The following is a 13,015-nucleotide window of genomic DNA, read 5'->3' as shown; positions in this document are numbered from 1 at the left end:
CTGTCGAATCGCGAGTTGCATGATCTCCGCATCTGCTATTTCAAGCTTGCGCATGGATGCTCCACAAAAAGAGAGTAACCATGCGAGCATACTATGCTGCAATATTTATGTCGTCGTGTTTAATTCGGTGCGGAACAGAATCGATGACGCACGTTTCTACTGAAAGAATTGAATGCTTTCAGGTCGATATGCACGCTTGCAGAAAGATCAGTACAATCGACGCCGAACAAATCGGCACGGTGAGCGACGCGGCGTATCGGCTGAAAAGGGGCGAATGGAATCGATCCGCAGCCGGGTGCTGGGCTGGCTTCGATATCATCGACCGCGCGCTCAAGGAAGCTGGCAAGTTGTTCGACTATGGGTGGTGCGCCGTCGTGCTGTCACTGCAGGCGAACCTGGGGCCAACCTCGCGAAACACGGAGTACCGAATACGCATGGCTTCGCCGACGGCTACTTCCTCGTCGGGATTGGGGACACAAACGGCGTACCGATTTATTGTTCGTCGCATGACGCGCTCGGACCGACCAACCCTGATAGTTCGATGACCACCAAGTTGCGCACGCCGTTCAAGGGGCTCGACTCCCTATGCCAGCGTCAAAATGCGGCCTCCCACGCACGGCGCATCCTACCTGGCGAGTTCGCGCGCCAAGTGTGGATGACGCTCCCTGAGCTCGCATTACCCCTGCAGGGCGCCCTGCACAACTGCATGCTGAGCGCCGGGTCACCGACTGCCGGACGCGGAAAAACGCACCTGACGCGGCTCATTCGCCTCACACAGGAGTTGGCTCCAGCTCACCGGCGAAGACGCCTTCATGCCACTGCCGGGGCCGCTGTGAGCCTGCGGCGCCTCAGTGAGCAGGTCATCAGCGACTTCTTGCTGCTGGCTGAGGGGAAAGACATAGCCCTGGGGCTCACAGTGCGTCCACCTGTAACCGACGACGACACATGCGACCTGACAGCCGATCCGCAGGGACTCATCATGCTCCTGAACGATCTGCTGGGCAAAGCGATCCGCTCTACCCCGCGCGGCGGCACGATCGTTCTTGTACTTACGCGCGTGGGTGGTCGTCCGGGTTTTGAGGTAATTGAGAACGGACCCGCCGTTCCCGAATAGCAAATCAAGCGAGCGGTTCACCGCTTTCGTCGCGCGCCCCGTTCTACGGATATGGATATCAAGACGAAAAAGGTGAAGGATGGAGCCACAAGTGCCACTGGCGCGAAGAGCACGATCATCGCGACGAGGACGACGAAAACTGACTCATTCGCGCCGCTCCCGTTGCCGTCGTCGGTCACGGGTGCTCCCGGGCGTGGCGGTATCCAGGAATTGCTGCTGGCCCTCTCGCACGAACGCCGCTACCCGCGCCAGACGGCTGGAGCCGCCACGTCCAGATCCGGATCGAGCCACAGGATCAGTCACTTTGCCATCAGCGATCGAATACATAGGTATCCATATTTTCTCTACCGCATTACCGGTTGTGCTGCATGAAGGCGGCTGCGCGAACATTTCGAGGGCCGGGACAGAGTTACGGAAACGGGCGTTAACCTGCTCTTAAGTTCAAGGGGAGAGACTGCAATCGCAGACATCCACGATGCCAGCTCACTGTAAGCAGGCACAATCACGGAGGTACTGCTCATGAACACCACCACCAGGACGCTCGCGATATTATTCGCAATCGCTACTCCGGCGATCTCGTTCGCTCAGCCGACGGGCGGCCCGATTACCCGGGCACAGATCCGGGAAGAACTTGTCCAGCTTGAGCATGCCGGTTACAAGCCGAGCAAAGTTCATTATCCCGCGGATATACAGGCCGCCGAAGCCCGCGTGAGTGCCCATGATTTCCGCAAAGGTAATGCATATCCCGGTTATGGCGGAATGGCTGTCGGCGTGTCTCAGTCCGGTCAGCGCCTCTCAACTGACAACTGGCGTGCAATGTACGGCTATCCCGGAAAGTAGCCAAAGCGACGCCGCAGGGAAGGCGGCACCGATTGTGAAAGACAATGTGCTGCCTGGCAGCAGCGGAGCAGCGCGAAGCATTCGCAGCGACCTGGTCCTGAAATGGCGACGCGGCTTTCCGCGCATTGCGCACAAAGTCAGTGCGGGTCGCTCCGCTCGTTCGTAGCCCGACGACACAGGACCGGTGGAGCTTGCCCGCCTGGCTGTCATGTCTGGGTTCCCGGGAGGAAAGGCCCACCGCCCGGTGCTTCCTGAATGTGATTTGACTGCCGCGCGACATGCGGGTCCAGCGATTGCGAACCGCGTCCACGCACGGGCCACCCGGGCATTGTCAATTCCCACTGCCTCCGCGGGCAGGGCCACGCCCTGATCGACCGGAGTAGCGACGAATGCGCATAGCCCTTTGCCATATTTCCCTCACTACGTCCCTATCCTGAACGAAACGATGTTCGATATTCCCAGAAGTACAACCGTGATCGCGTTAGTCGCACTCTGTGCGGTGGCGCATGCGACGCAACCTGCCCATCTCGTCGGCCATATCGACATACCTGGCGTGTCGCTGAATAGCTTCGACATCCGCTTCGCCGAACAGGGAATCTACGCGTTGGCTGACCAATCGAACGCTTCCGTCGATCTGATCGGCACCCACAACCGTCGATTCCTTGCAAAGCTCGGAGGTTTCGCGGGGGTACGAAAGGCAGACCTGGGAAGGCCGAACGGCGTCGTCATTGTCGGCGGCCATCAGGTCTGGGCGGGTGACGGGGCAGCAGTGTCAAGGTCATTGAAGTAGGATCGAAGCGCACCATTGCATCGGTGTCGACCGGCGGCTCCAAGCGTGTAGGCGAGCTCGCGCAAGACCCACGCGATCACCTGGTGATCGCCGCAAACAATGCGGATCTCCCGCCTTTCGTGACACTGATTTCATCTCGCCCGCCCTACGCCATCGAGTCAAAGATCGCGTTTCCAAAAGCGACAGGCGGGCTCGAACAGCCTGTCTGGGACCCGACGAGCGGAATGGTATACGTTGCTGTCCCCGTCCTTGGCAGCACGCCGTCCGATGGCCGTGTGGTGGTGACCGATCCGATTCAACACAAACTTGTCGGAATGGATCATGTATCGCAATGCATACCGGCCGGATTGGCGGTCGGACCTGCGGCGCAGTTGTTTGTTGGCTGCAGCGACGATGCAGTTAGCGCCGGATTCCCGCCTTATTCACTATTGCTCGACACCCGCTCCGGTAAGGTAACCCAATCGTTCGCGCGGGTCGGGGAGCGGACGATGTCTGGTACGATCGCCGCTCTGGAAACTACGCGCCGGCCGCAGTGGCCAATCCAGATGGCCCCGTGGTTGGTTTGATTGACGCTCGCCGCCGTCGCTGGCTGGGCAACCTGCCAACTGGCAAGGATGCGCATTCAGTCGCCGGCAATAACGGCCTTCCTTTTGTTCCGGTTGGCGCGGGTGACGCTTCCTGTCCGAATGGCTGCGTCGAAGTATTCGGGCCTTGATGGCCGAACTCGTGGAGACCTGGGTCTGTGCTTACCTGGCGGGTTTTTCTGGAGCGCCTCCGGAGGTACCGCGGTTTCCACTGGCCGCATTCGTTAGCGTCGCGCTGCTGTCGATTGTTGTGGAAACGTCTCGCGAGCCTTGCCCAAACGGCTTGCGCGATCGCGTTCGCCAACGTTCCCGCGACAGTTCATCTCTGCCCGTGGGCTGGCATGCAGACGTGGTCGCATTCGATGCGCTATCGTGGCCGCGCTCTCTTAAGGCAGTGTTAACCGTTCACGCCCTATGCTTCGACGTATTCCGGGTTCGCAGTCATTTTTGCGTGACACACCAGGCCCGCTTCGGGTGGATGGAAACACAACGGTGGCGTTCGGATAATCTGGCACAACATCGCCTGCACGTTACGGCAGCGGAAGATGGCAAGAAGATTTTCAACTATCGTGGGCGCGTTGGCGGGTGCTCTCGTGATCGGCGGGTGCGCATCCTATCATCCGCTACCACTCGCCGAACAAGCCCGGCTCGCGGATCGCATCGACGACATCAGGCATACCTTGCCCGGGCCGGCACCCGGAATGGACTCGCCCACGATCGATGTCCAGAAGCCGTTGAGCGTGGATCAAATCGGCCTTCTCGCGATACTCAACGCGCCGCAGCTTCTCACCGAGCGCGGCGAGTTCGACCTTGCACAAGGCAGACTGATACAGAGTTCCCTGCTGCCCAATCCGTCGGTAAGCCTCAGCTATGCGGCCCTGCTTGGCGGGCCAGGCACGACGGGCGCATATGTCGCTTCGCTAAGCCAGGACATTGCTTCGCTTCTCACCTATCGAACTCGCGTGTCGGCCGCTCACGCGCATGTTTCACAGGTGAATGCGGAGCTGCTCTGGAAGGAGTGGCAGGTCGCGCAAAAGGCCCGCCTCCTGGCCGTCGATCTCTATTGGGGCGAGCGCTCGATCAGCAGCACTGAGGCCGAGCTCGCGTCGATTTCGGAAGCCGCCTCGCAGGTCAGCACTGCGGTAGACGCGGGAAGCCTGAGCCTGCCTGCGCTCGCACCGCTGCTGGCATCGAAGGCATCCGCCGAACATGCGCTCGCTTCGCTGCAACTGACGCAACTCACGAACTGGCAGGACATCGATGCTGTGCTCGGCATGAAACCCAATGTCAGGTTTGCCATTGACGAGCCCCGTATCCCTGCGATGCCGGCCAATATCGACGCGCTGATCGCCAGCATTCCGGCCCGACGTCCCGACCTGATCGCGCTTCAGCTCGGCTATCGCTCCGCGGACGAAAACGTGCGCGGTGCCATCCTCGGACAGTTTCCGGCGTTCGTCCTCGGCGGCGCATGGAACTCGGACACCTCGGACGTGCGCTCGGCCGGGCCCACCGCAACCTTCGATCTGCCGATCTTCAACCGCAACCAGGGCCAGGTCGCCCGAACACGTGCCACGAGGCGCCTGCTGCATGAACAGTATCAGGGCCGGCTCGATGACAGCGTGTCCAGCACCCTCGCCCTTCAGGCGCGAAGCAGTCGCATCAGCGACTATCTGGTGAAGGCCCGCCAGGATGCTGCTGCGGCCGATTCTCAGGCGCAGGCGGCAAGGAAAGCCTACGAGCAGGACAATCTCGATCAACGCGCGCTGGCAGACTACGAAACGACAGCGATCCACCGGCGTCTCGACGTATTCGATCTCGAACGCGGACTCGACGAGGCCCGTATCGCTCTCGCACTGGAGCTGGGTTTGGGACTCCCCTCCACCCGGATGGCTCCGCCCGATTCCGTGAGGTGATCATGAAAAATCGATGGATAGGTGGCGCGGCCGCTCTGGCGTTCTGGCTGGGCCACACTGCCCCTGCACAGGCTGACACCGGCGAGCCGAGCGTGCTCGTCACGTTGACTGCCCTGCAGCAGGGCAGCCTGCCGCGCACGATCAACGCATACGGCTTCATTCAGCCTTCCGCGGCGGCAAGCCGGACCATGATGGCCCCGACGTCCGCGACGGTTGGGGCCGTCTATGTCCGGGAAGGCGAGGAAGTGGCCGCCGGCGCGCCGCTGCTGCAACTCGCGCCGAGCCCGCAAACGACCGCAGCCTGGTCGCAGGCCCGCTCGGCGCTGCAGGTCGCGCAGCAGCTCGCCGCGAGGACGAAGCAGATGTCCGGGCAACATCTGGCGACTGCGCAGCAGCTCGCAGATGCGCAAAAGTCAGAAGCTGATGCACGGGCGAACCTTGCTGCGCTCGAAGCTCAGGGAGCCGGCGGCTCCAGCGTCGTGCGCGCACCATTTCGCGCGATCGTGATGCATGTTTCTGCGTCACCAGGCACGCTCGCCTCGACAGGAACACCGCTGGTCGACCTCGCGAAACCCGACGGCGTAGTGCTCAAGGTCGGAGTCGCACCTGCTGACGCCGCACTCATCGACCGTGGGAACGCGGCGCGTCTGACTGCGGTCGGCGACCACAGGACCTGGCCGGGAACCGTCCTGCAGCGCGGCTCGATGATCGATCCTGCCACCGGCCTCGTTCCCGTCGAAATTTCACTGCCAGCCGATCGCCTTCTGCCCGGAGAGGCCGCCAATGCGACGATCATCATCGGCGAAACGCAGGGCTACGTAGTCCCACACACGGCGATTCTCGTCGACGACCACGGCAATCCGTACGTCGTGCAGGCCAACGGAATGAAAGCGCGCAAAGTCACGATACGCATTGCAGACGCGCAGGGTGACAAGGACGTCATTCAAGGTAATGGACTGAATGCCACCCAGCCACTCGTTCTGTCCGGTAACCACCAGCTCGATGACGGCATGCAGATCCGAGTCGCAGCACAGGGTCAGAAGGGGGCGAAATGACGTTCCCGAGGTGGCTGCACCGCAATCGTCTTCCCGTTCTCGCCGTTGCTTTTATATTGACGCTGGCCGGCGTCTATGCCGCGATCAGCCTGCCTGACGGCCTGTTTCCCCTCACCAGCTTTCCGCGCATCCGCATCGAGGTCGACGCGGGAAGCATGCCCGCCAAACAGATGCTGATCGACGTCACGGAGCCGCTCGAGGCCGCGGCGCGCGCGGTTCCGGGCGCGGTGGGCGTATCGTCGACGACATCGCGTGGCTCGGCCGAGATTTTCGTGGATTTTCCGTGGGGCTCGGACATGAATCAGGCGCTCCTGAGCGTCGATTCCGCCTTCGCGCAGAAGCTGCCCGATCTTCCGCAGGGCACAGCCTACAGTGTCATTCAGATGAGCCCGAACGTCATCATGCCGTTCGTGTCGTACGCGCTGCTTTCCGATCACGTCCCACTGGCCGATCTTCGGCAGATCGCGCGATATCAGATCCTGCCAATGCTGACGGGTATCCCTGGCATACGCCGCGTTGGCGTTCTGGGTGGCCAGACGCCGGAAGTCGAGGTGTCTGTCACGCCGCAAACCCTTCAAGCCTATGGGCTGACACTTGCCGACGTCGCCCACTCTCTCTCGGCCACAAACACCGTGTCGGCTGTTGGACGGCTCGAAGACAACGCCCTGCTTTATCTGGCGGTCAGCAACAACGCCTTCACCTCGCTTGACTCGGTGCGCAACGCGACCGTGCGCACCGGGAAAGGTGGTGTCATGACGCTGTCGCAGATCGCTCAGGTCAAAATGGGCTCCGTGCCCCAGTGGCTGCTCGTGAACGACAACGGCCACCCGGCCGTGACCCTCGACGTGTACCAGCAGGATCGCGCCGACTCCCTCAGCCTCGCGAAGCTCGTGAGTCAACATCTCGATACGTTCATGAAGACGCAGTCGAAGGCGATCCATCTGTACAAATGGTACGACCAGACACAGCTCGTGCGCTCTTCGATCGCCGCGCTGGAGGAGGCTATAGCGATCGGACTCGTTTTTGCCGCCGGCGTACTGTTCGCATTCCTGCGCAACTGGCGCGTAACCGCCGTCGCGATGATCGTCGTGCCGATGTCGGTGCTCTGCAGCGTGCTGATCCTGTGGCTGTTCGGCATGACACTGAACATCATGACGCTCGGCGGCATCGCTGCGGCGATTGGTCTGCTGATCGATGACGTGATCGTGATGATCGAGCATATCGCACGTCGCGCCGGCCATCCGGATCAGGAAGATCCGCATGCTGGCGTTCTGCACGCTGCGCGGGAATTCCTGTCACCTCTCTTCGGTTCGACGCTCGCGACCACCATCATCTTTATCCCGCTCGCGTTTCTGTCTGGGGTCACTGGTGCGTTCTTCAAATTCCTGTCGGTGACCATGGCGTCGTCGCTGATCATTTCCTTTCTGCTCACCGCCTTTGCGGCCCCGCTGCTTGCCCGGGCGATGGTCGACTTTACTGCGTGGACGGATCCTGGACATGGCAAGGACACCTGGCTGCGGCGCACCCATGCGCGCCTGCTCGACGCGCTGTTCCGGGCGCCATGGCTGATCCTGCCGGGACTGCTCGTCCTCGGCGGCGCCGGCTATCTCGCGTACCACCACGTGGGCACCGGTTTCTTGCCACGCATGGACGAAGGCGGCTTCGTGCTCGACTACTATTCCGCGCCTGGGACTTCTCTCGCCGAGACCAACCGTGAGTTGCAACAGGTCGAGGCGATCCTAAAAAGCAATCCCTACGTCGACACATATTCACGCCGCACCGGCGCCGGGCTCGGGGGCGACCTGACCGAAACCTATCAGGGAGACTTCTTCGTTCGTCTCGTGGATCCGTCAGGTCGACCAAATATCTGGAAGGTAATGGACAACATTTCAGGGAAAGTCACGCAACTCGTTCCCGGGATCAATTTCGACACGCACCAGTTGATGAGTGACATGATCGGAGACATGGTGGGCCGCCGGCAGCCTGTCGTAATCCAGTTAAGCGCGAAAGACCCCGCTGTCCTCGGCACGGTGGCCGGGAAGGTGGCCGATGCGATCAGCAGGGTGCCCGGCGTCGAGCCCGCCTCGGTCGACGACGGGGTGGTGCCTGCCGGCGACGCACTCGAGATCCATGTCGACCTGGCCGCAGCCGCGCTCAAGGGAATGACGCCGGCGGAAATCAAGGATCAGATCTACCATTATCTGCACGGCGCGGTGGTCACCCGCTATCTCGGCACGGTCCAGGATGTGGGCGTCAGGCTCTGGCTGAGCGCACCACAGGTGCCGATCTATCGCGACACGCTCGGCGATCTGCCGATTCGCGCGCCGAATGGTCAGATTTTTTCGCTCGGGACGGTAGCCTCGACGCATTTCATCTCGGGCCAGCCGCAATTGACGCGCGACAACCTTCGGCAAATCGTCGCAGTGACGGCCCAGATCAGCGGATCGCACGATCTTGGTTCGACCATCACGGCGGTCCGCAGCGCGCTGGACAGGCCGGGCCTGATCCCGGCAGGCGTGACCTACACGTTTGGCGGCGCGTACAGGCAGCAGCAGATGGCGGTGCAGGGAATGATCAAGGTATTCGCAGCGGCGGTTACTGCCGAAATTGTCCTGCTGCTATTTCTCTATCGCAATCTGGTCATTCCGCTCATCATCATGGCTACATCGCTCGTCTCAACCGGAGCCGTGTTCATCGGGCTCTGGGCGACCGGGGTCGAACTCAACATTACAGCCATGATGGGTATGGTGATGATCATCGGCATCGCAACGGAAATGGCAATTTTCCTGGTGTCCGAGTACCAGATGCTGCGACAGACAATGAGCGCTCGGGAGGCGCTGCGTGAAGCGGCACTCAATCGCCTCCGACCTATCACGATGAGTACGCTCGCGATGATCCTCGCACTTGTGCCGCTGGGCGCCGCCATCAGTGGCTCTGGCGACCAGATGCTCCAGCCGCTTGCGATCGCGATCATCGCAGGCGCGAGCGTGCAGTTGCCGCTCGTACTGCTGGCGATGCCTGTATTTATCGGGTTGACGACCTCCGACCGCACAAGCAAACGGAAACCTCGTTGACGGACCGGCCGATGATCGGCGGCATGCGGCAATGCGAAATGGCACGCGGTCGACAGCACCATAGCGGATTACTCCCCAAACCAGCAGATTTCGCCAGTCGCTCCGCCTGACGCCTGATCGATAGCGCATCGGCGCACACAAGGTGGCTGCGTAACGCCCAAGCCCGCGCATTGCGGCACCGGTAACGTTGGTACGCAGGGGCCGCCTTCATGCCAACCTGCATATCCTGCGGGATTCGACCGACCCTGCCAGGACACGATGGGCTCGCAACATGCCCAGTGGTGTTTCCCTGTGCTGAGCCTGATCACCCCACGCTATGTAATCGATTCACATAGGTATGCAGATCCGAGAGCACGTCACGAACTGTGACCCGCGACTCCGGTACCCTGCATTTTCGCCGACGCCAATGCAGGAAGAACCGCGAGGGAAATGAGAAGGGCGGCTTCAGGGTATTGCTTCATTCTATTTTCTTCAGAGTGGGTTATCCCCTTTGGCGCCAGACTACTCGGTGAAATGACATGCGCGCGCTGCTGGGCGCATCCGGTAACCGACGCCCCGGACCGTCACGATCTTCTCTCCACCGAGCTTGTGCCGCAAACGGTGTATCAGAACGTCGACCGCATTGCCCGCGACGCCCCGGGGACGCCCATAAATCTGCGTGGCCAGTTCAGCACGTGAGAATACGCGCGTGGGTTCATTCATGAGCGCAACCAGCAGCCGGTATTCGCTGGACCTTAATGCCACGGGTAGCCCGTCTAGCGATACCGAACAATCGAGCGGGTTTAAAGCCAGATTGCCGATCGTGACCGGCGCCTTATCGTGGGGCGGTCGGCGAAACAACAGGCGAGTCCGCGCGCCGAGATCTTCCGGCTCAAACGGTTTCACAAGATAATCGTCGGCGCCGGCGTCGAGCGCCACCGCCGGGCTATCAAAGTGACCGTGGGGAAGCATGGCGATGACCGTTGCACGGCCCCCGATTCTTCGGTAGCCTCGCAGAAGGCGGATCGGATCCAGACCCGGACTCCCAAAATCGAGAAGTACGAGTTCGTGGGTTCGATACTGCAGGCCAAGCTCCGCCTCGTATGCGCTGCTCGCCCAGTCAAGCTCATATCCTGAGCGATGCGCCCATTCCATGACCGGAAGCGCTCCTTCATCGTCGTCTACAACCAGTAGCAGCCTCACGCAATTCTCCAGTCACCGTGACCAGATTGTCACTGTGAGGTGCTTAAGCTTAGCTTAACTGGTGCAAAGACATACGTATGAAATATCGTATCGATCTGGACTGAAGGGGATTGAGTGCTCCTGCAACGCCGGACCGGCATTAGCGCCCTGGATGTTGTGCACCCGATGGCACAAACCATCCCGGCAGGGCCCGCTCCATGACGCGTACGACCCGCAGCCATGCAGCTGGAGGACGATTGGACTCGACCGCCCTGCAGTCCCACAGGTTGGTCTACAGAGCGTCTGGCAGGTACGGATCGCGCAAACCCGAACCTGTACCCATGACATTTACTGGCTGATTTCCTTGCCGCTGGAATCCTTGATCTTTGCCTTCCATTGCGACTCGATTTCGCTCACGACCGACTGCGGCAGCGAGATATAGTCGAGGCTGTCGGCCGCGGCGCCGCCATTCTTGAACGCCCAGCCGAAGAACTTCAGCGTTTCCTTGCCCTGCTCTGGCTTGTCCTGGGCCGTATGCAGCAGCACGAAGGTCGCGCCGACGACCGGCCATGCGTCCTTGCCAGGCTCATTGGTGAGGATCTGGTAGAACGACTTCTTCCAGTCCGCGCCGGCTGCAGCGGCCTTGAACGTTTCGGTGGTCGGCTGAACGACCGCGCCCGATTCGTTCTTCATGGCAGTGTAGACCATGTGATTTTGCTTCGCGTACGCCCACTCGACGTAGCCGATCGCGCCCGGCAGGCGCTGCACGAAGGCCGCGACGCCGTCGTTGCCCTTGCCGCCCGTGCCCGTCGGCCAGCTCACGCTGGTACCCTCGCCGACCTTGCTCTTCCACTCGGGATTGACCTTCGAGAGGTAGTCGGTCCAGATGAACGTGGTACCCGAACCGTCGGCACGGCGGACCACGGCGATGTCCAGATCAGGCAGCTTGACCTTCGGGTTCAGAGCGACGATGGCCGGATCGTTCCACTTCTTGATCTTGCCGAGATAGATGTCGCCGAGCACCGTGCCCGACAGCGTGAGTTCGCCGGCCTTGACGCCCGGCACGTTGATCGCCGGCACGACGCCGCCGACCACCGTCGGGAACTGGAACAGGCCGTCCTTGGCCAGTTGGTCGTCCTTCAGTGGAGCGTCCGAGCCCGCGAAGTCGACGGTCTTCGCCTGAATCTGCTTGATGCCGCCAGACGAGCCGATGCCCTGGTAGTTGACCTTGCCGCCGCCCGACTTCTGATAGGCGTCCGCCCATTTCGTGTAGATCGGAAGCGCAAAGGTACTACCTGCCCCTGTGATATCTGCAGCATGGGCAGCGGTTACCGACAGCAACGCAAGCATCACAACTGGAATAGATTTCAGTTTCATTTATGTTCCCCTTTGCAGAACTAAGTGAGTGGCGACGGACGATAGCCGCAATGTGTGACATTTTCGTGAACCTGAAATCGCTCTCACTTTTACTTCGACGACGACGGCAAATCCTGATGCCGACAATATGTCCTCCGCTCAGAAAACCACGATCCTAAAGTGACGACGTTACAACGGCTGACGCCGAATAGCTGCGGGGCAGCCAGTGTCTTCCCGCACGCACCGCACGTCTCCGTGGCGGCGGACCGCGAAGCTCACTCGCTGGCTGAATAGCGTGCCGTTTAGAGATGCCGGGACGCAACGACCGTTAACTTTGACATAAGTATCCCCCCTAAGATGGATTCCAGGTTCTCTTGGTACGACCTGAAGGTCGGGAGGTTAAATGAACACGACAATCACCAGAATCGCCATTATCGGCATTCTGCTCACCCCTTTGGCTTCGTTTGCTCAAACGGCCACCCCACTGACTCGCGCACAGGTACGCGCCCAGCTCGTACAGATTGAAAAGGCCGGCTACAACCCCGCCCGGGCGCGCGACAATAACTATCCGGAGGATATTCAAGCGGCCGAGGCCCGAGTTGCAGCTCAAGAATCGGCTGCCGCGATGGCTGCGTCGGGTATGGGCAGCGGCACCGGGAGCAGTTCGCAATCCGGCCAATCCCAGAGCGCACACCACGACAGATCGAAGCTGTTCGAACACCATTAACAGTAGTGCGCCTGTGCGGCGTGCAAGTCGTGAGGCCTTCCGCGCCTCGCGCGCCTCGCGCGCCGCACGCATCGTCTTCGATACCGCGATGTTCCGCTCGTGCCGGCATTGCGCACCAGTGTCCTTATGAAGCGCTCGCCTGTCCGCCCCCGTGGTTCCAGCCATCAAAGGGCATGCAAATACCTTGGCAGAGCGGATATGGAATCGTGAAGGACAACGCTAACCTGGTCTTAAGTCTGGCCGGTCAAATATACTTAGTGTGGAACACCGCCCCAACTCGAGTTATCGTCGGAAGTGGTGTATGCGGCGTAGGGAGGAGGCAGGAGAAGGCGGTGGCGATTGAAGGAGAATGTTGCTTCTCACGGTAACACTTCCTCAATCGAACTCCACCACCATGGCGA

General features: G+C 60.9%; 10 protein-coding genes. 8 read left to right on the top strand and 2 right to left on the bottom strand.

Features of this window, described 5'->3' with window-relative positions; genetic code table 11:
* Window positions 1-274: 274 nt before the first annotated feature.
* The 7 genes from L5014_RS37835 to L5014_RS37805 all read left to right on the top strand — a co-directional run bounded on the left by L5014_RS37835 (window position 275) and on the right by L5014_RS37805 (window position 9,370).
* Complete coding sequence (locus L5014_RS37835) at window positions 275-1,114, top strand: sensor histidine kinase (protein ID WP_238468976.1); 840 nt, start codon at window positions 275-277, stop codon at window positions 1,112-1,114.
* A 519-nt stretch (window positions 1,115-1,633) separates the two neighbouring features.
* Window positions 1,634-1,954 (top strand): DUF4148 domain-containing protein, encoded by a 321-nt coding sequence (locus tag L5014_RS37830; protein ID WP_238468975.1) that lies wholly within the window; start codon window positions 1,634-1,636, stop codon window positions 1,952-1,954.
* A gap of 445 nt (window positions 1,955-2,399) precedes the next feature.
* Window positions 2,400-2,744 (top strand): hypothetical protein, encoded by a 345-nt coding sequence (locus L5014_RS37825; protein WP_238468974.1) that lies wholly within the window; start codon window positions 2,400-2,402, stop codon window positions 2,742-2,744.
* Window positions 2,745-2,827: 83 nt separating this feature from the next.
* Complete coding sequence (locus tag L5014_RS37820; RefSeq protein WP_238468973.1) at window positions 2,828-3,310, top strand: hypothetical protein; 483 nt, start codon at window positions 2,828-2,830, stop codon at window positions 3,308-3,310.
* A 563-nt stretch (window positions 3,311-3,873) separates the two neighbouring features.
* Complete coding sequence (locus tag L5014_RS37815; protein ID WP_238468972.1) at window positions 3,874-5,241, top strand: TolC family protein; 1,368 nt, start codon at window positions 3,874-3,876, stop codon at window positions 5,239-5,241.
* Between the two features lie 2 nt (window positions 5,242-5,243).
* Entirely contained in the window at window positions 5,244-6,296 is a 1,053-nt protein-coding gene (locus tag L5014_RS37810; RefSeq protein WP_238468971.1) for an efflux RND transporter periplasmic adaptor subunit, read from the top strand.
* The gene (locus L5014_RS37805; protein WP_238468970.1) at window positions 6,293-9,370 is read left to right on the top strand and encodes an efflux RND transporter permease subunit; all 3,078 of its coding nucleotides are present in this window, start codon (window positions 6,293-6,295) and stop codon (window positions 9,368-9,370) included. The genes L5014_RS37810 and L5014_RS37805 overlap by 4 nt, the downstream gene beginning before the upstream one ends.
* 501 nt (window positions 9,371-9,871) lie before the next feature.
* Here L5014_RS37805 and L5014_RS37800 read toward each other — a convergent pair.
* Together L5014_RS37800 and pstS are read right to left on the bottom strand one after the other, a co-directional pair.
* Complete coding sequence (locus L5014_RS37800) at window positions 9,872-10,552, bottom strand: response regulator transcription factor (RefSeq protein WP_338019395.1); 681 nt, start codon at window positions 10,550-10,552, stop codon at window positions 9,872-9,874.
* A gap of 327 nt (window positions 10,553-10,879) precedes the next feature.
* A complete protein-coding gene (gene pstS, locus L5014_RS37795; protein WP_238468968.1) occupies window positions 10,880-11,908 on the bottom strand; it encodes a phosphate ABC transporter substrate-binding protein PstS in 1,029 nt (342 codons plus the stop codon).
* 382 nt (window positions 11,909-12,290) lie between these two features.
* On the opposite strand from pstS, the gene L5014_RS37790 reads away from it, so the two are divergent.
* Window positions 12,291-12,614 (top strand): DUF4148 domain-containing protein, encoded by a 324-nt coding sequence (locus L5014_RS37790; RefSeq protein WP_238468967.1) that lies wholly within the window; start codon window positions 12,291-12,293, stop codon window positions 12,612-12,614.
* Window positions 12,615-13,015 lie beyond the last annotated feature (401 nt).

This window comes from Paraburkholderia tagetis, assembly GCF_022213065.1.
GTDB lineage: Bacteria > Pseudomonadota > Gammaproteobacteria > Burkholderiales > Burkholderiaceae > Paraburkholderia > Paraburkholderia tagetis.
Note: the sequence above shows the minus strand (reverse complement) of the source record. Positions and strands in the feature narration are given on the sequence as shown.